At 58.5% G+C, this 23278-nt stretch carries 25 protein-coding genes and 2 pseudogenes; 17 read left to right on the top strand and 10 right to left on the bottom strand.

The window, feature by feature from the left end:
- Positions 1-219 precede the first annotated feature (219 nt).
- The 8 genes from ACGYK2_RS00135 (at position 220) to ACGYK2_RS00100 (ending at position 7948) form a co-directional block, all read left to right on the top strand.
- A complete protein-coding gene (locus tag ACGYK2_RS00135; RefSeq protein ID WP_271687485.1) occupies positions 220-1245 on the top strand; it encodes a proline/glycine betaine ABC transporter permease in 1026 nt (341 codons plus the stop codon).
- 8 nt (positions 1246-1253) lie between these two features.
- Positions 1254-2297 carry a glycine betaine/L-proline ABC transporter ATP-binding protein gene (locus ACGYK2_RS00130; protein ID WP_271687487.1) on the top strand — a complete coding sequence of 348 codons (1044 nt, stop codon included), beginning with the start codon at positions 1254-1256 and terminating at the stop codon, positions 2295-2297.
- A 249-nt stretch (positions 2298-2546) separates the two neighbouring features.
- Positions 2547-3422, top strand: a complete 876-nt coding sequence (locus ACGYK2_RS00125) for an STAS domain-containing protein (protein ID WP_271687490.1) — start codon at positions 2547-2549, stop codon at positions 3420-3422.
- A 1-nt stretch (position 3423) separates the two neighbouring features.
- On the top strand, positions 3424-3777 hold the full coding sequence (locus ACGYK2_RS00120; RefSeq protein ID WP_271687493.1) for an STAS domain-containing protein: 354 nt from the start codon (positions 3424-3426) through the stop codon (positions 3775-3777).
- Positions 3749-4189, top strand: coding sequence for an ATP-binding protein (locus ACGYK2_RS00115; protein WP_271687494.1), 441 nt, complete (start codon positions 3749-3751; stop codon positions 4187-4189). Before ACGYK2_RS00120 ends, ACGYK2_RS00115 begins: the two co-directional genes overlap by 29 nt.
- Entirely contained in the window at positions 4186-5196 is a 1011-nt protein-coding gene (locus ACGYK2_RS00110) for a SpoIIE family protein phosphatase (protein WP_271687495.1), read from the top strand. The genes ACGYK2_RS00115 and ACGYK2_RS00110 overlap by 4 nt, the downstream gene beginning before the upstream one ends.
- On the top strand, positions 5196-6332 hold the full coding sequence (locus tag ACGYK2_RS00105; RefSeq protein WP_271687496.1) for a sensor histidine kinase: 1137 nt from the start codon (positions 5196-5198) through the stop codon (positions 6330-6332). The genes ACGYK2_RS00110 and ACGYK2_RS00105 overlap by 1 nt, the downstream gene beginning before the upstream one ends.
- Before the next feature lie 176 nt (positions 6333-6508).
- Positions 6509-7948, top strand: a complete 1440-nt coding sequence (locus ACGYK2_RS00100) for an aldehyde dehydrogenase family protein (RefSeq protein WP_271687498.1) — start codon at positions 6509-6511, stop codon at positions 7946-7948.
- Positions 7949-8012: 64 nt separating this feature from the next.
- On the opposite strand, the gene arsH is transcribed toward ACGYK2_RS00100, so the two are convergent.
- Genes arsH through ACGYK2_RS00085 form a run of 3 tightly spaced genes read right to left on the bottom strand, consistent with a single transcriptional unit; the run spans position 8013 to position 10180 of the window.
- Positions 8013-8723, bottom strand: a complete 711-nt coding sequence (gene arsH, locus ACGYK2_RS00095; RefSeq protein ID WP_271687499.1) for an arsenical resistance protein ArsH — start codon at positions 8721-8723, stop codon at positions 8013-8015.
- Between the two features lie 39 nt (positions 8724-8762).
- Positions 8763-9821, bottom strand: coding sequence for an ACR3 family arsenite efflux transporter (gene arsB, locus ACGYK2_RS00090; protein ID WP_209218922.1), 1059 nt, complete (start codon positions 9819-9821; stop codon positions 8763-8765).
- Between the two features lie 29 nt (positions 9822-9850).
- Entirely contained in the window at positions 9851-10180 is a 330-nt protein-coding gene (locus ACGYK2_RS00085) for a helix-turn-helix transcriptional regulator (RefSeq protein ID WP_271687500.1), read from the bottom strand.
- A 122-nt stretch (positions 10181-10302) separates the two neighbouring features.
- Between ACGYK2_RS00085 and ACGYK2_RS00080 the strand changes: the two genes are divergently transcribed.
- Entirely contained in the window at positions 10303-10917 is a 615-nt protein-coding gene (locus tag ACGYK2_RS00080) for a hypothetical protein (RefSeq protein WP_271687502.1), read from the top strand.
- A gap of 13 nt (positions 10918-10930) precedes the next feature.
- Here ACGYK2_RS00080 and ACGYK2_RS00075 read toward each other — a convergent pair whose 3' ends face one another.
- Positions 10931-11503 (bottom strand): TetR/AcrR family transcriptional regulator, encoded by a 573-nt coding sequence (locus ACGYK2_RS00075; protein ID WP_271687503.1) that lies wholly within the window; start codon positions 11501-11503, stop codon positions 10931-10933.
- Positions 11504-11602: 99 nt separating this feature from the next.
- Between ACGYK2_RS00075 and ACGYK2_RS00070 the strand changes: the two genes are divergently transcribed.
- Entirely contained in the window at positions 11603-12169 is a 567-nt protein-coding gene (locus tag ACGYK2_RS00070) for a carboxymuconolactone decarboxylase family protein (protein ID WP_271687505.1), read from the top strand.
- Positions 12170-12228: 59 nt separating this feature from the next.
- Here the strand turns inward: ACGYK2_RS00070 and ACGYK2_RS00065 are convergent, their stop codons facing one another.
- The gene (locus tag ACGYK2_RS00065) at positions 12229-12774 is read right to left on the bottom strand and encodes a YaeQ family protein (protein WP_271687506.1); all 546 of its coding nucleotides are present in this window, start codon (positions 12772-12774) and stop codon (positions 12229-12231) included.
- Positions 12775-13032: 258 nt separating this feature from the next.
- Here ACGYK2_RS00065 and ACGYK2_RS00060 point away from each other — a divergent pair, with 258 nt between their 5' ends.
- The 3 genes from ACGYK2_RS00060 to ACGYK2_RS00050 all read left to right on the top strand — a co-directional run bounded on the left by ACGYK2_RS00060 (position 13033) and on the right by ACGYK2_RS00050 (position 16463).
- A complete protein-coding gene (locus ACGYK2_RS00060) occupies positions 13033-13989 on the top strand; it encodes a glycoside hydrolase family 113 (RefSeq protein ID WP_276154317.1) in 957 nt (318 codons plus the stop codon).
- Between the two features lie 397 nt (positions 13990-14386).
- Positions 14387-15676, top strand: a complete 1290-nt coding sequence (locus tag ACGYK2_RS00055; protein ID WP_271687508.1) for a hypothetical protein — start codon at positions 14387-14389, stop codon at positions 15674-15676.
- A 343-nt stretch (positions 15677-16019) separates the two neighbouring features.
- On the top strand, positions 16020-16463 hold the full coding sequence (locus tag ACGYK2_RS00050; RefSeq protein ID WP_366512168.1) for an AAA family ATPase: 444 nt from the start codon (positions 16020-16022) through the stop codon (positions 16461-16463).
- A 70-nt stretch (positions 16464-16533) separates the two neighbouring features.
- On the opposite strand, the pseudogene ACGYK2_RS00045 reads toward ACGYK2_RS00050, so the two are convergent.
- Positions 16534-17119, bottom strand: a pseudogene (locus ACGYK2_RS00045) (enolase C-terminal domain-like protein).
- Positions 17120-17327: 208 nt separating this feature from the next.
- Between ACGYK2_RS00045 and ACGYK2_RS00040 the strand changes: the two are divergent.
- Positions 17328-17711, top strand: a pseudogene (locus ACGYK2_RS00040) (AraC family transcriptional regulator N-terminal domain-containing protein); the annotation flags it as partial.
- On the top strand, positions 17600-17953 hold the full coding sequence (locus ACGYK2_RS00035) for a helix-turn-helix domain-containing protein (protein WP_394374207.1): 354 nt from the start codon (positions 17600-17602) through the stop codon (positions 17951-17953). The pseudogene ACGYK2_RS00040 and the gene ACGYK2_RS00035, both read left to right, overlap by 112 nt.
- Positions 17954-18044: 91 nt before the next feature.
- Here ACGYK2_RS00035 and ACGYK2_RS00030 read toward each other — a convergent pair whose 3' ends face one another.
- Entirely contained in the window at positions 18045-18677 is a 633-nt protein-coding gene (locus ACGYK2_RS00030; RefSeq protein WP_271687511.1) for a tyrosine-type recombinase/integrase, read from the bottom strand.
- A 211-nt stretch (positions 18678-18888) separates the two neighbouring features.
- Between ACGYK2_RS00030 and ACGYK2_RS00025 the strand changes: the two genes are divergently transcribed.
- Positions 18889-19308: a hypothetical protein gene (locus ACGYK2_RS00025; RefSeq protein ID WP_271687512.1), complete on the top strand. Its 420-nt coding sequence runs from the start codon at positions 18889-18891 to the stop codon at positions 19306-19308.
- A gap of 84 nt (positions 19309-19392) precedes the next feature.
- Here ACGYK2_RS00025 and ACGYK2_RS00020 read toward each other — a convergent pair whose 3' ends face one another.
- Together ACGYK2_RS00020 and soxR are read right to left on the bottom strand one after the other, a co-directional pair.
- Complete coding sequence (locus tag ACGYK2_RS00020; protein WP_394374174.1) at positions 19393-20634, bottom strand: MFS transporter; 1242 nt, start codon at positions 20632-20634, stop codon at positions 19393-19395.
- Between the two features lie 245 nt (positions 20635-20879).
- Positions 20880-21341 carry a redox-sensitive transcriptional activator SoxR gene (gene soxR, locus ACGYK2_RS00015; RefSeq protein ID WP_271687514.1) on the bottom strand — a complete coding sequence of 154 codons (462 nt, stop codon included), beginning with the start codon at positions 21339-21341 and terminating at the stop codon, positions 20880-20882.
- Positions 21342-21402: 61 nt separating this feature from the next.
- Here soxR and ACGYK2_RS00010 point away from each other — a divergent pair, with 61 nt between their 5' ends.
- Positions 21403-22683 (top strand): MFS transporter, encoded by a 1281-nt coding sequence (locus ACGYK2_RS00010; protein ID WP_276154316.1) that lies wholly within the window; start codon positions 21403-21405, stop codon positions 22681-22683.
- Positions 22684-23061: 378 nt separating this feature from the next.
- Here ACGYK2_RS00010 and ACGYK2_RS00005 read toward each other — a convergent pair whose 3' ends face one another.
- Entirely contained in the window at positions 23062-23214 is a 153-nt protein-coding gene (locus ACGYK2_RS00005; RefSeq protein ID WP_394374173.1) for a helix-turn-helix domain-containing protein, read from the bottom strand.
- Between the last annotated feature and the right edge of the window lie 64 nt (positions 23215-23278).

The raw sequence follows: 23278 nt of genomic DNA, 5'->3' as shown, positions 1-23278 counted from the left end.
GGAACTCATCAGGGTTTCCCGCCCTGCTGTTTCCGGCGGCGGAACCTGCGTCTTTTCACACCGACTGCGCCATGGCCCCGGCCCCGCGCAGTTCCTTTGCAAGGACATGGGTTCACCCTGCCGCCCCCTGCATCGGGCAGCCGACGACACGCAAGCGGCGCGTTCCACCGGCCCCCTCCCGAGAGACAAGACGGCCTTTGACGGCCGGGAAAGCGACAGATGGCAACTTACGATAACCTATTTGACAGCCTCGGCCTGCGCGACTGGTGCGGCGATGATCAGGGCGGCGGGCTCAGCTCCATGGCCGACCTCATGGGACAGGCCGGCGGCGACGCCGACACGACGCTCTGGGACACGCCCTTCCCCTCGCTCGACGCGCTGCACGACAGCTGCGAGGCGATCCCGCAATCGCGCGACCTGACCCAAGGCCTCGAACAGGGGTTCCTGTCGATCAAGGACAGTCTGAAGGTGGTGGTCGACCCGCTCACCCAACCCTTGAGCTGGGCGCTGGAGAACGCGCTTTGGCTCATGCAGTCGGTGCCGTGGTTCGTGATGATCCCGCTTCTGATGGCGATCACCTATGCCGTGGGCCGCTCGCTGAAGCTGGTGGGGCTGGTGGCGCTGGTCTTCGGTTTCCTCGCCTTCATCGACTTCTACGACCACACCATGCAGACGCTGGCGATCATCTTTGTCTGCGCCTTCATCTGCGTGCTTCTGGGTGTCCCCATCGGCATCGCCATGTCGCGCAGCGACAGGGTGCAACGCTCGATGATCCCGGTGCTGGACATGCTCCAGACCCTGCCGCCCTTCGTCTATCTCATCCCGCTCATTTTCCTGTTCTCGGTGACCGAGCCCAAGCTCTACGGTATCGCCATCATCCTTTATGCCATCGTGCCGGTGGTGCGCCTGACGGACCTCGGGATCCGTCTGGTCGACAAAGACGTGATCGAGGCCGCCGACGCCTTCGGCATGACCAACCGCCAGAAGCTCTTCAAGGTGCAGATCCCGCTGGCGCTGCCCAACATCATGGCTGGTGTGAACCAGACCATCATGATGAGCCTTGCCATGGTCGTGATCGCCTCGCTGGTCTCTGCCCCGGGTCTCGGCGTGCTGGTGCTGCGCGGCATTCGCAGCCTTGAATTGGGCGTGGGCCTCCTGTCGGGTCTCGGCATCGTGCTTCTTGCGATCATCCTCGACCGGGTCACCAAAGCCGCGCTTGCGCGGATCAACGCGGCGCAGAAGTGAGGCCAGACATGACAGACGACATCAAGATTTCCGTCCGCAACCTCTATAAGATCTTCGGCGACGACCCCAAAATGGCGCTGGAGAAAGTCCGCGGCGGCATGTCCAAGGCCGAACTTCAGGCCGAAACCGGCCATGTGTTGGGCCTCAATGACATCAACGTGGACATGCCTGCGGGCAAGACGACGGTGATCATGGGGCTCTCGGGCTCGGGCAAATCAACGCTGATCCGACACCTCAACCGGCTGATCGACCCCACGGCGGGCGAGGTCATCGTGAACGGCGAGAACATCCTTGACTATAACGAGCGTCGCCTGCGCCAGTTGCGCAAGCACGACATGTCGATGGTGTTCCAAAAGTTCGCCCTGCTGCCGCACCGCACGGTGCTGGAAAACACCGGGCTGAGCTGGGAGATCGAAGGCAAGAACCGCAGCAAATACGCGGCTGAAGCCACCAAATGGCTCAACCGCGTCGGGCTGGAGGGTCAGGGAGAGCAATATCCAGCGCAGCTTTCGGGCGGGATGCAGCAACGTGTGGGCATCGCCCGCGCGCTCACCTCAAACTCAGACGTGATGTTGATGGACGAGGCTTTCTCGGCACTCGACCCGCTGATCCGCACCGACATGCAGGATCTGCTGATCGAATTGCAGGAAGAACTGCATAAGACCGTGATCTTCATCACCCACGATCTGGATGAGGCGCTGAAACTGGCGGACCATCTGGTGATCCTCAAGGACGGCTTCATCGTCCAACAGGGCGAGCCGCAGCATATCCTGCTGAACCCCAACGATCCCTATATCGAAGCCTTTGTCAGCGACATCAACCGCGCGAGGGTGCTGCGCGTCCGCTCTGTCATGGAAAAGACCGATGTACCGCCCACGGAGGTCGCTGGTGAGGTTGATTTCGACGACACGCTGGAAAGCATCATTGCCGTTTCCGGCGGGGATACCACCAACAACTACCGCGTCATGCGCGAAGGCAAACAGGTTGGCGTGCTGCATATGCGCGATCTGGTGCGCGCGCTGGTGCCGCGTCACCCCGGCGAGGCGGCGTAATAACCTCGCGGCAACCTGACAGCCGCAAGACAAGACCAAGAAAGGGGCAGCACCCGGCCAAAGCGCCGTTGCTGCCCTTTTTGCAGGCGACCCTTACGTTTCGTCGCGAGAGCCTGCTTAAAAACAGCTACTTACGCGCCATTTCATTCTGTAAAACGGCGCTTTACCGCCGATCAAACTCCCTGCGTCCTATTGACACTCACCCCCACGATTGGCCTATGGGGGGTGAAATAAATACTGGGGTTCAAGATGCCGCAATCTGCTACGGCCAATATTCTGACTGTTCTCGACACCGATTTCAAAGGTATCATCGAGGAGTGGCTGGGAACGCAGGTCAAAGAAGGCGTAAAGCGTTCTGACCTGTTCTCCGATGCGGAGAGCCGTAACCAGAACCGCGAATTGCTCAAAGCCTTCTCCAAAGGTGTGCGCGATGGGGTCACCGGCGAGGATTTCGACTTTGACGATACCCAATGGGACGATCTGCGCGCCGTTCTGACCGATGTCAGCCGCGAGCGGGTCAACCGGGGCGTGACCCCGACCGAGATGGCGACCTTTGTGCTAGCGTTGAAAACGCCGCTGTTCAAACGGCTTGAGACGATGCTGGACAGCGACCATGCGATGCTGATCCGCGACGTGATGCTGGTCACCCGTTTGGTCGATGCCTTTGCCATCTACACGAATGAGATATTCATTCTCGAGCGCGAACAGATCATAGACCGCCAGCGCCAAGAGATGTTGGAGCTTTCAACGCCGGTCGTCGAACTTTGGGACCGCGTTTTGACCCTGCCACTGATCGGCACGCTGGATTCCGCCCGCGCCCAAGAGGTGATGGAGAACCTGCTGCAAACCATTCTGGAGCGGCAGGCCGAAGTGGTCATCATGGACATCACCGGCGTCGGCACCGTCGACACGCAAGTGGCGCAACACCTGCTGCGCGCCGCCGCCGCCGTGCGTCTGATGGGGGCGGAATGTATCATCAGCGGCATCAGCCCGATGATCGCCCAGACCATGGTGCAGCTTGGCATCGACGTGGGCACCGTCTCGACCCGGTCGAGCATCCGTACCGCCCTGTCGGATGCGCTGATGACCGTCGGCTATGTGATCAAGAAGACCGAGGGCCAATAAGGTGGCCGGTGTCACGTCGATTAATCTGGTCGAACATGCGCTCCTCGTTTCGATACAGGATGACATCACGGACACGGAGATTTTGGAGCTTCAGGATCGGCTGTCGAACAAGATATCCCAGAATCGCATCGATGGGGTGATCCTCGATATCTCGGCGCTTGAGATTGTGGACACTTTCGTTGGGCGGGTGATTGCGCAGTTGGCGGGGATCTCTCGCCTGCTGGCGGCGGATACCTATGTGGTCGGCATGCGCCCCACGGTGGCGGTCACGCTGGTTGAGCTTGGCATGTACTTGCCAGAAATCCGCACCGCCTTGAGCCTGACCCATGCCCTCACCCAGCTACGACGCGTTTGACGAAAAGGACCTTGGGGCGCAGGTTCTTCTCTCTCAGTTCAAACTAAAGACCAGCGGCGACGCGGTTACAGTGCGCCAAGCCGTGGCGCGCTATATGAAAGAACACGGCGCCTCGGCGCTGAATGTCACACGCTTCGCCACCGCCGTGAGTGAAATCGCGCGCAATGCGATCGTTCACGCTGGCGGCGGCGAATTTTCCATCTATGTCGATCCAAGGGCCAAGCGGCTGAGCGTGGTCTGTTGGGACAAGGGACCGGGGATCGAGGACGTGGCACTGGCCCTCACGGACGGCTATACCTCGGGCGGCGGGCTTGGCCGGGGCTTGGGCGGCGCGCAGCGGCTGGCTCAGAAGTTTGAAATTCGCACCGCCGTGGGCGGGGGCACCAGCGTGTTGATGAGTGTGAACCTATGATACAATGGGTCGAAGTGCAGGACCAAAGCGCCATCGCCGTGGTGCGCCGCGCCGCGCGCCGTCTGGCGGCGGAACACGGCTGGCCCAAACACCGGACCGATGAATTGGCCATTGTCGCCACCGAAGCCACCACCAACATCCTGCGCTACGCCGAAAAAGGCCGCGCCCTGATCACCGCCCCGCCGGAGGGCAAGGGCGACAGGATCGTGATGATCTTCACCGACCGCGGCCCCGGCATCAGCGATATGGATCACATGTTTCAGGACGGCATGAGCAGCGGTGGCTCCGCTGGGCTGGGCCTCGGGGCGATCCGCCGTCTGTCGAATGATTTCGATATTTTTAGCGGGCCCGAGGTGGGCACCACCATCGTTTGCACTTTTGTCAAAAACAGCACCCCCTGCCCGACCCATGGGGTCGAGGCCGTGGGCCTGCGGGTCTGTCACCCGAACGAAACGGAATGTGGCGACGATTACCTGCTGCGCAAGACGCCCAAAGCCACTGATATCCTGCTGTGCGACGGTTTGGGCCATGGCCCCGAGGCCGCAGCCGCAACGCTGGAGGTGACTGACGCCGTCAAAGCCACCCGCAGTTTCAACAGCGAGCCGGGCGCGGTGATGCATGAGGTGACCGAGCAACTGATCGGCAAACGCGGGGCGGTGGCAGCGCTTGTGCATATCGCGCAGCCGCAGATGGTGCTGCGCTATGCCGCTTTGGGCAATATCGCCACGCTGCGGGTCCGCGACGGTGAGGTCAAACGCGTGCCGGTGCGCGACGGGCGGATCGGCGCCCGCGCCACGCGGGGCTATGAAGAAAGCTTTGACCTTCAGCCGGGGGATCTGATGATCCTGCACAGCGACGGCTTGAAAACCCTGCGCGACAGCTATCTTCCACAGGGTCTATTGTGGAAATCTCCGCTTTTGATCGCTGGCTACCTGCTCGACCGGGCATTTCGCGGGCGTGACGACGCCTCCATCGTGGTCATACGCATTGCACGGGACGCGGACTGATGAAAGCAACCAATCTCACCTCGGTGAACCTTGAAAAGGGCGGCGATATCGCAGCCCTGCGCCAGATCGCCCTGACCCTGACCGAAGCCATGCGCTTTACCTCATTCGAGCGGACGCGCACCGTGACCGCCGCCGTGGAACTGGGCCGCAATGCGATAGAGCACGGCCAGAAAGGCCGCGCGCGCTTTTCGCTGACGGATATCAACGGCAAGCCCGCCCTTGGCCTGACGGTGATCGATCAGGGCCGTGGGATCGAAGAGGACAAGCTCGACCCCAACCGCGCCATCGTGTCGGAGACGGGCATGGGGCTGGGCCTGCGGGGCGTGCAGCGGATCGCGGCGCGTTTTGATGTGGACACCGGGCAAGAAGGCACGCGGATTCATGCGGAATTCCTGTTGCCCGAACCGCAATCCGCCGTCGAACAGATCAAGGCCGATGCCATGGCGGCTTTGGAGGCCTATAACGCCAAAGACCCGACCGCGGCATTGACCGAACAGAACCGCGAACTTAGCGAGGGCATCGCCGACCGCGACCTCTTGATGCAGGAGCTTCATCACCGCACGGGCAACAACCTTGCCCTGATCGTGGCGCTGATCCGGATGAGCAAGACCCAAGCCAAAGAGGATGAGACCCGCCAAGTGTTGCGCGAGTTGGAGACCCGCGTCGGCTCGCTCTCCAAGGCGCATGAGCTGATGCAACGCTCAACCGACAGCACCGACCTTGATCTGGCGGATATGCTGGATGAAGTCGCGAAAAACGCCGAACGCGCCTTTACCGGAGATCGTCAGAGCATCGCGATCAAGCTAATTTGCCCCAGCCTCAAGATGGACAACAAATTGGCCGTCGACATCGGGCTGATCGTGGGGGAGTTGATCACCAACGCCTATAAACACGCCTTCAAGGGGCGCGACAAAGGGGTGATCACCATCGAAGTCACGCAAGAGGATGACGAAGGTCTGACGCTCAAGGTCTATGACGATGGCGTCGGCCTGCCCGATGACGCCAAACGGCCCGAGAGGTCGGATTCGCTGGGCTGGCGCATGATCCGCACGCTGACCTTCCAGCACGAAGCGACGCTGAAGGTCGAAGGCCAAGACGGGCTTTGCGTCGAAATCAGCTTCCCGGCGCAGGGCTGAGCACACACCCTGCCCGCCCACCGGTTTCGGGCCGCCGCGCCCGTCTTTTTGATCAAAAATCACCTCTGAACTTTTCCGCCCCGTAAAATTGTCCTAGGCATATCGGGAGCCGGCGATTCCCGGACACTTCTAGGCGGCAAGAAAGACGCGCGCCTGGCCAATAACGGAGACAGAGCATGATCGAAAAACGTGATTTCTATATCGACGGCAAATGGGTCGCCCCGCTTGAGGGCAGTGAACATAAGGTCATCAACCCCTCGACCGAAGAACCCTGCACCGTGATCTCGCTCGGCGGGCCAAAGGACGTGGACGCTGCCGTGGCCGCGGCCAAGGCCGCCCTGCCCGCGTGGATGGCCACCGCCCCCGAAGAGCGCGTCGCGCTGATGGAGAAACTGGCCGAGGTCTATAAATCCCGGACCGAGGATATGGCCCAAGCGATCAGCACCGAGATGGGCGCACCCATCGAGATGGCGCGCAGTTCCCAATGGGGGGCGGGTTACACCCACCTGAAGAACTTCATCAAAGCGGCGAAAGATTTCAAATTCGTAAAGCCATTGGGTGATCACGCGCCGAACGACCGGATCATTCACGAAGCGGTTGGCGTCGTGGCGATGATCACGCCGTGGAACTGGCCGATGAACCAAGTGATGCTGAAAGTCGGCGCCGCTGTTGCCGCGGGCTGCACCATGGTGCTGAAACCGTCTGAGGAAAGCCCGCTGAGCGCGGTGATCTTTGCCGAGATGATGGATGAGGCAGGCTTCCCCGCCGGTGTCTTCAACCTTGTGAACGGCGACGGCGCGACCGTGGGCACCGCCCTGACCGGCCATGAGGATGTGGATATGGTGAGCTTCACCGGCTCCACCCGCGCCGGCATCGCGATTTCCAAGAACGCGGCGGATACGCTGAAGAAGGTCCATCTGGAGCTTGGCGGCAAAGGCGCGAACCTTGTCTTCGCCGATGCCGATGACAAGGCCGTCAAACGCGGCGTGCTGCATATGATGAACAACACCGGCCAAAGCTGTAATGCCCCCAGCCGGATGATGGTCGAGGCCAGCGTCTATGACCAAGCGGTCGAGACGGCAGCCGAAGTGGCCAATAAGGTCGAAGTCGGCCCCGCCAGCGAAGAGGGCCGCCACATCGGTCCCGTCGTGAACGAAGCGCAATGGGGCAAAATTCAAGACCTGATCCAGAAGGGCATCGACGAAGGCGCGCGTCTGGTCGCCGGTGGCACCGGTCGGCCCGAACATCTGAACCGTGGTTTCTATGTCAAACCCACGGTCTTCGCCGATGTGACGCCCGATATGACCATCGCCCGCGAAGAGATCTTTGGCCCCGTGCTTTCGATCATGAAGTTCGAGAGCGAAGATCAAGCCGTTGAGATGGCCAATGACACGGTCTATGGCCTGACCAACTATGTTCAATCCAGCGATGGCACCCGCCGGAACCGTCTGGCGACCAAGCTGCGTTCGGGCATGGTTGAGATGAACGGCGAGAGCCGTGGCGCAGGTGCGCCCTTCGGCGGCATGAAACGTTCGGGCAACGGGCGCGAAGGCGGCGTTTGGGGGATCGAGGACTTCTGCGAAATCAAAGCGGTTTCCGGCTGGTCCAACGACTGATCGCTTTTTAGCGTGAGTATGTTGCGGCAGGGCCAAGATTGGCCCTGCCGTTTGCATTTGGCGGTCAGATCGCCTTTTGGTTTACCCGTTTGGAAAGCTCCTCGGCGCTTTCCTTACGCTCGCTATAACGGTCGAGCAGATAATCCTTATTGTCGCGGGTCAGCAGGGTGAATTTCACCAACTCCTCCATCACATCGACCACGCGGTCATAGAAGGGTGAGGGTTTCATACGGTCATCCTCGTCAAACTCCAAGAAAGCTTTGGGGGTCGAGGATTGGTTGGGAATGGTCAGCAGCCGCATCCAGCGGCCCAAAATGCGCAACTGGTTCACCGCGTTGAAACTTTGCGAGCCGCCGCTGACCTGCATCACCGCCAAAGTCTTGCCTTGGGTCGGGCGCACCCCGCCGAGCGACAGGGGGATCCAGTCGATCTGGGTTTTCATGATCCCCGTCATCGCGCCGTGGCGTTCGGGCGAACACCAGACCATGCCTTCGGACCATGACACCAGATCGCGCAGTTCCTGCACCTTGGGATGCTGAGGCGCGGCATCGTCGGGCAGCGGCAGGCCCGTGGGGTTGAAGGTGCGCGTCTCGGCCCCGAGACGGGTGAGGATGCGGGCGGCCTCTTCGGTCATCAGGCGGCTGAAGGACCGCGGGCGGAGCGAGCCGTAGAGCAGCAGAATGCGCGGGCCGTGGGTGGCGCGCTCGGGCGACAGGAGGCGTGTGTCGTCGATGGGGTTGAAGTGGTCTTCTTCGATATTTGGCGTATCGGTCACGGGAATTTCCTTAGGCGGCAGAGGGTTATCGGGCGTGGTTCATTTGGCGGCGGGGAACCAATGCTGTGTGCGGTTGGCAAAGCCTACGAGGGAGAGCATGACCGGCACTTCGACCAGGACGCCCACGACGGTGGCCAAAGCCGCGCCCGACCCCAGCCCAAAGAGGCTGATCGCCACGGCGACGGCCAGTTCAAAGAAGTTCGACGTGCCGATCAAGGCGCAGGGGGCGGCCACGTTGAAGGGAATGCCCCAAGCCCGCGCGGCGCCATAGGCGATGAAGAAGATGCCGTAGGATTGCAGCAACAGCGGTACGGCAATCAGCGCGATCACAAGCGGGCGGTCGAGGATCACCTCGCCCTGAAAGCCAAAGAGCAACACGACCGTCAGCAGAAGCCCCATAATGGCAAAGGGCTGCACCCGAGCCTTGAAAGCGTCGACCGCCGCCTCACCGCCCTTAGCTACCAACCGCCCGCGGGTAAGGTAGCCGGCCAGCAGCGGCAGCATGACGTAAAGGCCGACCGAGATCAGCAGCGTGTCCCAAGGCACGGTGATGTCGGTCACGCCCAAGAGGAAAGCCACGATCGGCGCGAAGGCGAAGACCATGATCACATCGTTCACGCTGACCTGCACCAGCGTATAGGTCGCGTCGCCGCGGGTGAGGTTGGACCAGACAAAGACCATGGCGGTACAGGGCGCGGCCCCCAAGAGGATCACCCCCGCCAGATAGGCCTGCGCGTCATCGGGCGGGATCAGCCCGGCAAAGACATGATTGAAGAACAGCACCCCAAGCGCAGCCATGGTGAAGGGTTTGATCAGCCAGTTGACCACCAGCGTCACCACCAGCCCTTTGGGCTTGTCCCCCACCTGCCGCAGTGCGCCGAAATCGACGCCGACCATCATCGGAAAGACCATGGCCCAGATCAGCACCGCCACCGGCAGGTTGACCGAAGCGACTTCGAGCGCCGCCAGCGCGCCAAAGATGCCGGGAAAGAGATTGCCCAGCAAAAGCCCCGCCCCGATGGCCAGCGCCACCCAGAGCGAAAGCCAGCGTTCAAAGGCCCCAAGGCCAGCGGTTGCGGGATCAGCGGTATCGGTCATGGCGGTCTTTCGTGTTGGGGGTTCGGGGGTTAGCAGCAGGTCAACTCATCCAGCAGCGGTTGGCACAGTTCAGGCTGGCCGCCGCAGCAGTCTTCCAAGAGAAAGCCCAGCAGCGCGCGCAGCCCGTTCATATCGGCGAAATATCGAATGCTGCGCCCTTCGCGCTTGCTGCGGATCAGCCCCGCGCGGGCCAGCACCGAGAGGTTGGCCGACATCGTATTCTGCCGCACGTCGAGCACGACGCCGATCTCGCCTGCGGACATGCCTTTGCCGCCCGCTTTGATCAGCAGGCGAAAGACGTCCAGTCGGGTCTGTTGACCTAAGGCGGCGAAGGCTTGAAGGGCGTTCTCATTATCCATATATCATGAATTATTGATATAATATCGCACGGTCAACCCCGCCCCGCCAATCTTTGTGCAACGAAGCGCCGCCCCGTGCGTTAATCTCGCGCCCCCCGCAGGCTTGATAGGGAAGAGATAGGATGCTTGATTGGATTGCAGAGAATTCCGGCACGTTGCAAGTGGCAGTGAGCCTTTTTACGGCAGTGGTCTGGCTCGCCTATCTGCATATCCTATGGCTCAACTTCCGGCGGCAGCGGCAGCCGGTGATCCTGATCAACCGCTCTATCGCGCGGGATGAGAATGCCCATTGTTTCGTGACGAATATGGGGGCCGAGCCGATTTACCTGCTGGAGGTCATGGCGCGGGTCGTGACGGAGGAGAAAACCTATCACGTCAAGGTCACCGAACGCGAAGAGGTGGCACTGAACGATGTGGAGAACCCCCTGACCCGCACCAATCAGGGGCCGATCAAAAGCGGTGATTTCATCGACATCGGCAGCTTTCTGGACCTATTGCGTCGCGCCGAGACGCGCATCGGGACCGAGGGGCTTTTTGACAAGGTCCGGCAGATGGACCTCACGGTCGCTGCCGCGGATGGGCATACCACAAGGCTGATCGCCGCGCGGCATGAGTTCCGGGCGGAATGGAAAGACGGCAAACCCTATTTCGTGCCGGAGCGGATCATGGCGCGTCAGATCCGCAATGTCTTTCAACGGCGCAAGATCACCACGATGCTGGAAGAGCAGATCGAATAGCGCCTCGTGGGGGCTACAGCCGCTCCAGCCCTTCGGCGATTTCGCGGGCAATGGCATGAGCGTCGATCCCCTCCCGCTCGGCCGAGACGCGCAGGCCCAAAAGATCGCTCTGATAGCGCCGGGCCAGCGCCTTTGGATCATGCGCCGCGCCGATCTCCCCGTCTCGCTGCATCTGCGCGAAAAGCGCCGCGAATTGCTCTTCCATCCCCATAAGATGCGCGCTGGCCCGTTTCGCCAACGGGTGGCCATGGGCCTGAAGCTCCAGCAGCGTTTTGGACAGCATGCAGGCTTTCGCCGGAGCCTCCTCCCGACAGATCGCCAGTTCGGGATAGCGTTTCAGCGCCGCCATCGGACCGTGCGCTGCGACCAATTCGGCCAGACGCCCGGCCCCATCTTCGGCATATTTGTCCAAAGCGATTTCAAACAGCGCCTCTTTCGATCCGAAGGCCGCGTAGAAACTGCCGGGCTTCATCTTCAGCACCGCTTCGAGGTCTTTCAGCGACGTGCCCGCCCAGCCCTGACGCCAGAACAGATCGCGGGCGCGGTCGATCAACTCGGCTCGGTCGTGGTTCGGTTTGCGAGGCATGTGATCACCATATGTTGAACGGTCACTCAAATATATACTTGAGTGATCGCTCAAGAAAGCCTAAATGACGGATATCGACGATTTACAAAGGTAGAAACCATGACATTCCCGTCCCACGACCAAAACACCGCGCCCGAAGCCTCCAAGCCGCTGCTGGAAGAATCGCAAAAGGCCTTTGGCCGCCTGCCGGGTCTGCACAAGGTGCTGGCCGAAAGCCCGCAGGCCTATGAAGGCTATCAGGTGCTGCACAAGCTCTTCACCGAGACCGAGTTCGACGCCGAAGAGCTGACCGTTGTTTGGCAGTCGATCAACGTCGAGAACGAGTGCCATTACTGCGTGCCCGCCCACACCGGCATCGCCAAGATGATGAAGGTCTCGGACGAGATCAGCGACGCGCTGCGTAATGAAACGGCCCTGCCGACGCCCAAACTCGAAGCGCTGCGGACCTTTACCGTGCAAATGGTGCGCAACCGCGGCTTCGTTTCCGACGCACAGATGCAGGCGTTTTTCGACGCAGGCTATGGCCACCGCGCGGTGCTGGACGTGATCCTCGGCATGGCGCAGAAAACCATCTCCAACTACGTCAACCACGTTGCCGAAACCCCGGTGGATGAGGTTTTCCAGCCGCTGGCATGGAAGCGCGGCGCCAAGAAGCTCGACGTATAATTTAAAGGCGCGCCCATAGAGGCGCGCCTTTTTCCACCAGCGTTTAGGCCCGCCGTCCTTTACCGGGCAGTCTTCCAACGGTCGAGCGTGAGGGTCACCATCGCCTCATCAAGGTTCACCGTCACCTCGCCGTCTTGGATCATCACCTGAAGCTTCATCGCCCGGCTGGCCAGTTCCGCCAGCGCCTTGGTGTCACCCTCGGCCAGGTTCACCACGTCCAGATTGTCAAAACGGGTGGTGCCGTTCTTGACCTTATCCCACCAGACCTCCGCCGTTTTGCCGCCATAGGGGTAGACCACGACCTTCGCCGCCTTGTTGCAGGACTGGCGCAGGACCTTCTCACTCGGCAAGCCGAGCGTGATCCAAACGTCCAACTCGCCGCTCAGACTCTTCTGCCAGATGTCCGGCTCATCATCCGTAGAGAGGCCCTTGGTCATCTCCAGATGCTCATGGGCGTTAAGGGCAAAGGCCACCAGCCGCACCATCAGGCGCTCATCGGTTTCCGAAGGGTGTTTGGCGATGGTCAGCTTATGGGTCTCATAATAATGACGATCCATGTCCGAAACCGAAAGCTCGACTTTGTAGATGGTGGCATTCTGCGCCATGATATGTCTCGTTTTCCAAGGTAGGCGCTGCCTACGCGTTTGGGCCGACCGGGGAAAGGGAATTTTCACTGGGCTCTGCGCGGGTCCGGCGGGTAAAAACCCGCCAATTTTGCGCAAAATTGACGCTATTTGGCCCGGTGCAGCGCCCAAAAGGCCAAGCATCTTCGCCAGCGCGCCGTTGTGCGGCGGGGGAAGTCATCCTACCCTACCTGCATGATCGACCGTCGCACGCTTCTCTGGGCCCTCGGCTCTACCGCTTTGACTGCGACAGCGGCGTTTTCGCGAGAGGCGGGTGGCGCCCTACGCGGGTTCAACCTGATCGAGACGCCGAACGCCCCCTTCGGCAGCCCCGCCGCCGCCCAAAGCATCACGCGGCTACGTGACACAGGCGCGACGGCGGCGACGGTGATCCCCTTCCTGTGGCAGCCTTCACCCAGCTCCAGCGCCATCGTTATGGGGGATGCACTGCCCCATGACAGGATCGCCGCCGGGATCGCGCAGCTGCACGCCGCGGGGCTCGCCGCCATCGTCAAGCCCCATGTTTGGGTGCCCGAAAGCTGGGCCGGCGCGATAGCCCCCGAGCCGGACAGCGCAGACGCATGGCATGCCGCCTATGCAGAGGTTCTACGCGCCATTGCCGTCACGGCAGAGCGCAACGGCGCCGACGTGCTCGCCCTAGGCACCGAATTGCGCGGCGTATCGGGGGCGGCGCAATGGGGCGACACCATCGCCGAGATACGCGCGCTTTTCAGCGGAAAGCTCACCTATGTCGCCCATGGCGCCGACGAGGCCGAGAAGATCGCCTTCTGGCCCGAACTGGATGCCGTGGCGGTATCCCTCTACCCCGTTCTAGGCGCCCCGGACGCGCCTGCCGATTGGGACCGCGCCATCGCCTTAGAATTGGACCGGGTCGCCGCCGTGGCGCGAAAATATGCAAAACCCATCTGGATCGCGGAAATCGGCCTCCGCTCCGCCGAAGGCGCGACCGCGCGCCCATGGGAAAGCGCCGAAGAACGCGCCGCCCCCGCCGATATGGCGCTTCAGGCCGAGGTGCTGGAACGCTGGCTGCGGGCCCTTGAGGCCCGTGGGATTCAAGACGTCTGGATCTGGCGTTGGTTCACCGACCCCGACGGCGGCGGCGCGGGAGACACTGATTTTACGGTGCAGAATAAGGTGGCGCAGGAGGTGATCGCAGGGTTTTGGCGCGAAAAATGAACGGGCTTAGGCGGCGCAAAGCACCGGGATCATTCATACGAATATGCGGAAAACCTTCTGGAAAAGGTGGTACCCAAGGCCGGACTCGAACCGGCACGCCTCGCGGCGGGGGATTTTGAATTGCGTAGAACTGAATACCTTACAGCAGGTTAGCCGAAGTCTGCCCCCCCTACCAAAACAAGAACGAAACAGGATTGGGGGGCACTCAACTTCGACCAATAGCTCCGCTTCGCTGCGTATTGTGCCGTGCCGGGTATGAGCGTAGGAATGGAAACAATGTTGAGGATTTTCATGCAACGATCCGCCCAAGAACTAGCTTGTACAGCGGAAGAGCTGGTGGCAGCTTACAGCAATCACATTTGCTGCCAGCAAACCTAGATTTATCAACTGGATTTTTATGAAGATCGTTATTTTAGGCACATCAAATTCAGTCTTGGGCCAGAAAGGTTTTGTTAGAGCGCTTCGGCAACGACATGAAGTCATCAACCTATCTACTGGCCGCGTAGGTGTAGCGTTTCACTTAAACCGGATTATTGAACATTACGAAATGATCGAATCCGCTGACCTACTGATAATTGACCATTATATTAATGACGTGAGCCGCTTCGGAGCCCACCTCGGTGACCAGTATATTTCTGATTTGAATGTGCTTTTCGACTGTCTGCGCTGCATGAATACGCATGTTATAAACCTTTTATTCCCTTTCATAGCCAAAGAGCATATGGACTTACGATTCCATGAAGTCGCCGTAGAGGGTATGCGCAATCGCAATCTGAGCTTCGTTGATCTGCACGAAATTGGCTTAAAGAGACAGCATTTTCGGGATGAGGTACATTTAACGATCGGCGCATCCTATCTCATGGGAATGATCTTAGCTCGGGAAATTGCTCGGCTGGAGAACGTGCCTAAACCCAGTGGCGGAGCAATTCACGAAAACCCATTTAAACGATATTCCATCTCCGAATTGATCCCCAACACACCTTGCTTAAATCACCGAAACCGACTTATGTCATTCGATTACCTGCCGCTTACCAGCGACCTACACCTCCCCTTTCACCCCGAAGAAAGCCTTTACGGAGTAGGCTACTTCACTCCCAAAGACCATGAGGCCAATCAGGGGATTTCTATCGGGGCAGACAATATTGGCCTAGATAGCTTGCCATCGAACTATTTTCACGAAAATATCGAAACAACGACAAAAGGCTCGGTCAAACTTCGGCCCGTCCTCGGAGAGGACATAAAACTAGAATCTGCAATGGGACGCGGTATCCTGAAGGGAAAATTCGAACCGCCTTACCTGGTCGATTTAACAACTCGACGGCACGACATTGTATTTGCCGGGACCCCGTCACGAGGCATAAACTTAGAAATAGACATGTCAGGCTTTCTTGATGCCTTAGATTATGGCGTTCCGACTTTCCTTCAACCTTCTCTAGCTGATTTGGTCCGTGATCAAGCATTGCGGGAAGAAACAAAAGATGCTGCCAAGGCATATGCATTGATGCAACTAGCAGCTACACTTCGTCCAGACGGCCCGTTGATAAAACAAAAGTTAAAGGAATACGCAGATCAAATCTCTCAAAACCCTAACCATAGGACTAGTCACGGTCTTCCTTCTGAAGTGAGACCCAACTTGGCGATGAAGGCCTACGGCAGGGTAATAAACCTATTCCGTACAACTAACTAAGGGCACCCATGTCTAATCCTTTGATGATAGGGCAACCCACACAGCGGGGATTTTTGAGTTCGCCCGATTAAGTTATTTAACAAACCCTTATACAGCTTCAGCCCCCGACACAAAAGCAGAACAAGTAGCGAATGGGGGGCAAGGGTAAACGTGCGTGAGCTAGACACTCTTAGGCCAGCTTAAACCTGTAGGAGCAGCACAAATACACCGATAAAGCGTTTGCACGCCAGAATGTCGCTTAGAGAACCGCGATAGATCGCAACTCGAATTTTCCCGTAATGGTTGACGGCGCCTTCCCTAGTTCGTAGCACTACACGCAGATATAATAGGAAAGTGCTTCATCATGTCTGAAAAGACAGCTAGTCAAAGAACAGAAGCTGCATCAGACCCAGTAGCGGCCGAAACTCAAATCACCCTTCACGCATGGAACTTCCGTGGGTTCAAGCGTGTCGAAATTCCCCTAGACGGAACAATATTTCTTGTAGGCGACAACAGTTCGGGGAAAAGTTCGATCCTGCACTTAATATCCTGCATTCTCCGCCATGACCTCAAGGGTATACCTTTTCTCGACGATGATCTCGCAGTAAGATATCCGCGCGCTCTTTTGCGGTGCGCGTCTTCCAACTATCGAAAGCGGTGTATGCCGCCTCAATGGCTTGAGTTGTTTCAGCCCCCCCAAAGACGGGACACTTGCGATAACCTCTCCTGTAGACGGCGAAGTAACATCAAATGCGCCCGAGCCGGCCCCGATCCATGCGCCATCCACAAAGCACTCGGTGGACAATAGGCTAGGATCGGCAAGGCGTGAAATGAGGGATGCTGAAGTATTCATTAGTATTCTTCCATCAGTTTGGAGATTATTGCGCTCCGATATGGCTCGGTGTGGCCGAGACCTTGTCCCAGACATCCGTCACGCCAGCCTCAAATGCGGCATATTTTGCGACTTGGTCCTCATCAAAATTGAACCCAAGGCCCGGCGTTTTGGGCAGCAAAACATCACCATCTTCAAACTGTAGCTGCGTGTCGATCAATTCGCGGAAATTCAGCACCATTTCGTCGGTGAAGAACTCCACATATTTGGCAGAGGTGCTTGAGGCAACGAGGTGAACGTGGATGTCATGGAACCAATGTGGGTTGACCGTCATACCATATAACGCGGCCGTGTCCGTCATGCGCCGCCACTCGGTAATTCCGCCACACACAAGCATCATGTTGCAAGACCGTGATATTGTCTTGATCCATGAGCTCCTTCAAACGCCAGCGCCCTGTCTCGATTTCGCCGGTGGCAATCGGGATTGACGTCAGGTTGCCAAGACGGCGATGGTTGTCGATATCATCAGGGATGAACGGCTCTTCAATCCATTCAGGATTATAGGATTCATATGCCTTACAGTGCAGCTCAGCCGTACGAAGGTCGGACCACGCGTTGTTCGCGTCCAACATCAGCGGGATATGCTCCCCAATTGCTTCTCGCGCTGCTTTCACACGGACTGCCTCTTAGGCAACTCCATATTTGCCAACTTTGATTTTCACAGCCTTGAAGCCCGCCTCGACATAGCCCCGCACCTCATCGGCGAGTTCTTTCGGGCCTTTCCCATCGATTTAATATCCACCTGAGGCATAAGCAGGTACCCGATCAACAGCATCGACACCTGACGACCCTATGTTGGGTCTGTTTGTTGATATCGAGCGTGCAGATTTGATTGCGTTCTTGAAGTTGATGGAGCTGGATGGCCCCGTTTCCCGCAGGGCGACGTCGCTGGGCGTAGCGCCTGCTGAGCTGCATGGCGACATGCGCGATGCGGTCCATCGTTTGATGCGCGCGCTGTGTTCAGATGCGGCCAGCCAAGCGCTTGGGCCTGGCATCCTGCGTGAGATCCTTTTCATGCAATCGAGGGCCCACATGGGCCCTCCCTTCGTGCGCTGGCACAAGAGGACACACATCATAGTCGCGTTTCTCAAAGTATTGTTACGATCCGCGAGAATTATGCTGACCCGCTCAGAGTCGAGGTCTTGGCCCGCAATGCGGGGATGAGCGTGCCGGTATTTCACCGCGCATTCAAGGCCATCACTGGAACGTCCCCGCTCCAATATTTGAAAGCCACTCGATTAGGTCGTGCCAAAGGTCTCATTCTCGCCGAGGGTCTGCCCGCAAACGAAGCCGCCCGCCGTGTAGGCTATGACAACCCCTCTCATTTCAGCCGTGAGTTCAAGAAGCACTTCAGCGTAAGCCCAAGAGATGCCCGCAGCGCAGGCTACATGCCCATCGATATTTAAGCATATGTTTAGCGCCATGCCGTGGAGCAGCCATTCGGTTGAGAAATATCCAACGGCCGGTCTGGGCCGTCTGTGGCGACGGCCCAGCGGTTTAGATTTCGATAGCTTCGGCGATCACCAGCGCATCTTCAAGCTCGACGCCGAGGTACCTGACAGTGCTGTCCATCTTGGTGTGACCCAACAGCTGTTGGACCGCCCTCAGGTTGCCTGTTTTCTTGCAAATCTGCGTGACTTTCGTTCGCCGCATCGAGTGCGTGCCATAGGCGCTTGCCTCCAGACCAATGGATGTCACCCAGTCACGCACAATGCGCGCGTACTGGCGGGTCGAGATGTGAAGCCGTTCGTGAAAACGCCCAGGCCATAGGTATTCGGCTCCGACCATCAGCGGTTCCCGCATCCATCTTGCCAGCGATGCACGGGTGCCTTCGGAGATTTCGAAGCGCACAGGTTTCTGGGTCTTGCTCTGAAGAACCGACGCGCGTTCCTTGATTTGGCCGGATGCCATAACATCAACCACCTTCATTTTGACCAGATCGCAGCCGCGCAGCTTGCTGTCGATGGCAAGATTGAAGAGGGCCAGATCACGGTGGTTCTCGGCCAATTCCAGCCGCCCCCTGATCGCCCAGACGTGTTTGGGCTTGAGCGGCCTTTTCTGGCCGACGATCCGGCCTTTGTTCCAGGCTGGGCGTAAGGCGCGGATGGCCGGTAAGTTTGATGTTTCCATGACGGATCCTCCGATCCACCACGCCCTCCCACATCGACAACCCGACGTTGACAAGACATCATACCATATGATGCTTCGCCGCATCCGAGGTCGGCTTTGAGCCCAAATTGACGATGGTTTGCTGGCAGGGCATTGTCACCGAGCAAAGCCAAGTAGGTGGTGGATTGGAATGAAACTGGTGGCTCGATAACTTCTTGTCTTTGCAATCCCGGTGCTGGCTTCATTGCTCTTATTTTATGGCGGCCTCCCTCTCAGAGCAGAGGCCCATCAGATCTCCCACAAAATTTTGAGCTTAGCGCTGTCCTCAAACGAGCAGGACAAAGACGCTGCCTTCATAGCTCTCGGGAATAGTGAACACGCCAAAGTCTTCAGGATATTTGAGTATTTGGCTGTTTTCACCGTCCTGTTCGCCGGCTTCGTTTGCGCCTTGATTGTGCCGCCAAATCTCTCTTCAGAACAAAAGCTAAATTTGCTTACAGCGACGGTCGTGGGGCTTTGCGCCGCAAAATTTGTAATCGGTTTCGGGTTTCTGAACTGGCTGGATTTTGGGAAGGCGGCGGCGGCCGGATCGGTGCTCGCAGGCTCACTCGTTTGGCTGCGAATTGCTGTCATGCATCAGGAGAACCGCTGACCCGGACGGCAGCTTTGTCCGCTTAGCGGACCAACACGATATGCGGCCCCCCCAAATTAAACGGTCTATTGAACAGCTTTTTGTTCAATCGAAGCGGAGCCGAAAAATTGCAAATACTGCCAGCAGAGCGCAGATGAATGCTGCGAAGAGATAGGGCGTGTGAAGCGCCTCAAGTCGCCCGATTGCAGGCGTAAGCGCTGCGACCAGCGCCCCAGATCCCATGGCACCGAATGGCATCGCGCCCCATCCGAAAAATCTGTAAACCGAATTAACCCTGCCCAGCAATTCATCTGGGATCAGACGTTGGCGGTAGCTGACCGTGACCACATTCCAAAGCATACCTGCTGCGGCTTCGAGAAATAGCGCGATCCCTGCCAAAGCAGGGGATGCAAAAAAACCGAGGATGAGGTTGATGATAGTAAATGTGCAAAGCGCTGCAAGGAGGCTGCGCTTCATACCCAATCGCGCAGCCAGAACAGGCGCGAGAAAACCGCCCGCGACACCGCCCATAGCACCGACTGTCAGCAACAACCCGTATCCCGTCGCGGAAAGATGCAGCACTTCCTGCGCATAAAGCACGAGAACCGTCATTCCTCCGATGAAGACTGCATTTATTGCTCCCAGCATGATGGCAAGCCGCAGAATTATAGGGTTGCGCCGCATCCATCCAAACCCTTCCAACAAGGCAGGCAAGAAACGGGAACTGACAGCAGCGCTTCTTGGAGGTAGAGCGATCAGCCAAATTAGAATAGCGGACAGTGCATAGATCGACGCATTGACACCGAAGGGAAAGGCGACGGCTGAAGCAATCATCAGACCCGCCACGGGCGGCCCGATAAACTGGCCGCAAACTTGCTCGGCGCTCCACATCTGACCATTCGCCCGCTCCAGATCGGCATGAGTAACGATGGAGGGCAGAACGGTCTGCGCGGCATTATCACGGACAACCTCCGCAGAGCCAAACAGGAAGGCGATAACCGTGAGCGACAGGATTGCGGCAAATCCCGACCCCGTTGGTGGCATGGATGTTTGCGAAACGATCATCAGAACGGTGAAAACCATTAGGGCAACACGCACCAGATCGGCGCGAAACATCAACAAGCGTCGGTCAGCACGGTCAGTCCAGACCCCGACAGGCAGCGAGAACAAAAGCCACGGCAGCCGTTGCGCTGTGGCGACCCCTGCAATGAAAAGCGGATCACTCGTCAACATTGTCGCCAGCCATGGCAGTGCAACCATCGCGATTCCGTCGCCCAAATTGGACACCGAACTGGCAGAAAGCAGCAGGCGATAGTTGCGGTTGGATATGATCAGCGCTTTTGACAAAAGAGAGGCTCCGCGTGCAGTTTTTCGTAAACCATAGTGGAGGAAAGGAAGGTTTGTAACTGTCGCTCTCTGTGTCGATACAGATCATTCAAAAACCACCATCTGGTGCAGCTGCAGTGCGGCATCGGCATGGCGGATGGCAGACGGCTTTGAGTCCATTCGAACCGATGCTCCGTAGAACATGAACGGCAACTCCCGGTGTTTCGAATGTTGCCAAACGCTCCTCCGCGATCTGCTGCTGACCTCTAAATGTCAGTAGGGCTATCGCCGAGGAGGTAACGTGGCCCGGTGCCTCGATTGGCGGCCACATCTTCCGTGTTGTGCAACATACATGCCTTAAGAGACAGGCAGCCGCAGCCGATGCAACTATCGAGCTTGTCGCGAAGGTCGGTTAGCCCTGCAATGCGTTCGTCGAGCGCGGCCCGAAAGCTTTGGCCGAGGCGTGTCCAATCCGCCTTGGTCGGTGTCCGACCCTCTGGCAGGGAAGAAAGCGCCTCCCGGATATCCGAGATGGAAAAGCCGAGCCGCTGAGCCACCATCACAAAGGAAAGGCGCCTGATGTCCGCTCGCGTGAAGACACGATGTCCAGCTGCCGTGCGCTGCGGCTGGACGAGCCTCTGGTCCTCATAGAAACGGATAGCTGAGACCGAGAGGCCCGTGCGAGCTGCAATCTCACCAATAGGAAGGGATGTAGACGTCTTAGTCATTGATCTCAATATTACTTGAGGTCTTATAAGTTGTCCATTCCTTGATTCGAATGGACGTCCAATGGCCACATCTAATTCCCTAACCGCCTCTACCGGCCTTCGACGTCTGATTGCTGCTGCGGGCATGACCAACCTCGCGGATGGCATCGCGCTGCTCGTCTGGGCATGGATGGCAAGCTTACTCACTCGGGATCCAGTCCTCGTGGCGGTGCTTCCCGTCGCGATCCGACTGCCGTGGTTCCTGTTTTCGCTCCCCGCCGGGTTGGTCACTGATCGCATGGACCGACTGCGCTTGATGCGGTTGATGGACATGGTGCGTATGGCAGCCTTCGCCGGTGCCGGCTTATCCACGTGGCTCGTTCTGCCGCTTGCGCCCGCCACTGAAACGGGGACGGCCGAGCCTGTTCTTTTTACCACGTTGGTCATCTGTGCTTTGTTAGTCGGGACGGCTGAAGTTTTTCGAGACACCGCCGCGCAAACCATCCTGCCCACCCTGGTGTCATCCCGAGGGCTGGAACGCGCCAACGCGCGGCTCTACGCCGCAGAGTTGACCGGCAACGCTCTGCTTGGTCCCGCCTTTGGGGCGATACTAATTGGCGCATTTGTCTGGTTGCCGTTCGGAGCAAACGCCGTGCTCTTCCTCGCTGCGCTCATCGTCTTATCGGGCCTGCGCGGGGATTTCGCACCCCCCGTCCGGACCCGACGAAACTGGCGCGCCGAGCTGTGCGAAGGACTGACTTTCCTGCGTGATGCCCCGTTCCTCCAAGTGCTTGCGGTCGTCACCGCGACATGGAACCTATGCCATCAGATGGTGGTGATCGGCCTCATCCTGCACGTCCAAGAGAACCTTGGTCTTGATGCCACCATTTACGGCCTGATCCTTGGCGCAGGGGCTGTCGGCGGTGTAGCGGGCGGCTTCGTCGCCGAGCGCGCCATTGCTCGGATCGGAGCCGGCACCGCGGCGCAGTGGTCCACTCTAGCCTCCGCCATCTGCTTCGCATCCATCGGTCTTGCGCCGAACGGTTGGGCGCTCGCCATTGTTCTTGTTCTCTTCGAGTTCCAAAGCGTGTTCTGGAACGTTGTCTCCATCTCTTACCGTCAACGCGTCATACCCAATGCGCTCCTCGGCCGGGTTAACGGCATCTACCGGCTTCTGTCATGGGGCATGATGCCGATCGGACTGCTCCTGTCGGGCGTGACCGTGCGCCTCGCAGAGATCGTCGCCGATCGCGATCTCGCCCTGCTGGCACCCTTTGCCCTCGCAGGGCTGCTGACCGCCGTCCTTACGGCGGGGATTTGGAAAGCGCTGATCGAGGGGTTTGGCAACGAGCGATCCCCATGATGAGCCAGCGCTCCTCCTAAACGTCCTACCGAATATGATCGACTGAAGCGGACGTTATTGCACAGCGCAGCAGACCGTCGAACTGACCGCGTGAGTGTCAGAGTTCTCCGCAGTTGGGCATAAGCTGGGCCGGCAAGATCGGCCCAAACCGGACATACATGTAGTACGCAGCTAAGGTCAGCTTTTGGGAGCCCTTGCGAAGCCCGTTCAGTCGCAAACGTCCAGATAAATTGGTGAAAATGTCGACCGCCACTCAGAAGGTGCATCGCAAGCAACCGAAGAGAGATTTTAATTTCTTAAGGCGGTCTCATACCACCAAGATGAAAGAGCACTCGCACCCCCGGGAAAGCTGACACAATATTTGGGTTCCTTCACCGATTAGAAAGTATTCGATGATTGACGATATAGGCTTGGAGACGTGCCATAGGACTTGCGAAACTCACGGTGAAAATGCGCAGAATCTGCAAACCCTGCGTCAGCTGCAACTTCGGCGATCCTGTCCGTGGTATGCGTCAATCTGTTGATTGTCACTGAGAACTGACCCGGTATTTTCACCGAGATTTGACCCACCCTCAGTTATGCGTCGTGGTTTATG

Source organism: Sulfitobacter sp. 1A10359 (assembly GCF_043558145.1).
Classification (GTDB): domain Bacteria; phylum Pseudomonadota; class Alphaproteobacteria; order Rhodobacterales; family Rhodobacteraceae; genus Sulfitobacter; species Sulfitobacter faviae.
The sequence above is the reverse complement of the archived record's forward strand: the minus strand, read 5'-3'. Positions and strand labels throughout refer to the sequence as shown.

Coding starts and splice junctions, on each gene's coding strand:
- ACGYK2_RS00135 (WP_271687485.1), top strand. CDS start 220: ATGGCAACTTACGATAACCTATTTGACAGCCTCGGCCTGCGCGACTGG.
- ACGYK2_RS00130 (WP_271687487.1), top strand. CDS start 1,254: ATGACAGACGACATCAAGATTTCCGTCCGCAACCTCTATAAGATCTTC.
- ACGYK2_RS00125 (WP_271687490.1), top strand. CDS start 2,547: ATGCCGCAATCTGCTACGGCCAATATTCTGACTGTTCTCGACACCGAT.
- ACGYK2_RS00115 (WP_271687494.1), top strand. CDS start 3,749: ATGCCCTCACCCAGCTACGACGCGTTTGACGAAAAGGACCTTGGGGCG.
- ACGYK2_RS00110 (WP_271687495.1), top strand. CDS start 4,186: ATGATACAATGGGTCGAAGTGCAGGACCAAAGCGCCATCGCCGTGGTG.
- ACGYK2_RS00105 (WP_271687496.1), top strand. CDS start 5,196: ATGAAAGCAACCAATCTCACCTCGGTGAACCTTGAAAAGGGCGGCGAT.
- ACGYK2_RS00100 (WP_271687498.1), top strand. CDS start 6,509: ATGATCGAAAAACGTGATTTCTATATCGACGGCAAATGGGTCGCCCCG.
- arsB (WP_209218922.1), bottom strand. CDS start 9,821: ATGACCGATACCGCTGATCCCGCAACCGCTGGCCTTGGGGCCTTTGAA.
- ACGYK2_RS00085 (WP_271687500.1), bottom strand. CDS start 10,180: ATGGATAATGAGAACGCCCTTCAAGCCTTCGCCGCCTTAGGTCAACAG.
- ACGYK2_RS00080 (WP_271687502.1), top strand. CDS start 10,303: ATGCTTGATTGGATTGCAGAGAATTCCGGCACGTTGCAAGTGGCAGTG.
- ACGYK2_RS00075 (WP_271687503.1), bottom strand. CDS start 11,503: ATGCCTCGCAAACCGAACCACGACCGAGCCGAGTTGATCGACCGCGCC.
- ACGYK2_RS00070 (WP_271687505.1), top strand. CDS start 11,603: ATGACATTCCCGTCCCACGACCAAAACACCGCGCCCGAAGCCTCCAAG.
- ACGYK2_RS00065 (WP_271687506.1), bottom strand. CDS start 12,774: ATGGCGCAGAATGCCACCATCTACAAAGTCGAGCTTTCGGTTTCGGAC.
- ACGYK2_RS00055 (WP_271687508.1), top strand. CDS start 14,387: ATGAAGATCGTTATTTTAGGCACATCAAATTCAGTCTTGGGCCAGAAA.
- ACGYK2_RS00050 (WP_366512168.1), top strand. CDS start 16,020: ATGTCTGAAAAGACAGCTAGTCAAAGAACAGAAGCTGCATCAGACCCA.
- ACGYK2_RS00030 (WP_271687511.1), bottom strand. CDS start 18,677: ATGGAAACATCAAACTTACCGGCCATCCGCGCCTTACGCCCAGCCTGG.
- soxR (WP_271687514.1), bottom strand. CDS start 21,341: ATGACTAAGACGTCTACATCCCTTCCTATTGGTGAGATTGCAGCTCGC.
- ACGYK2_RS00010 (WP_276154316.1), top strand. CDS start 21,403: ATGGCCACATCTAATTCCCTAACCGCCTCTACCGGCCTTCGACGTCTG.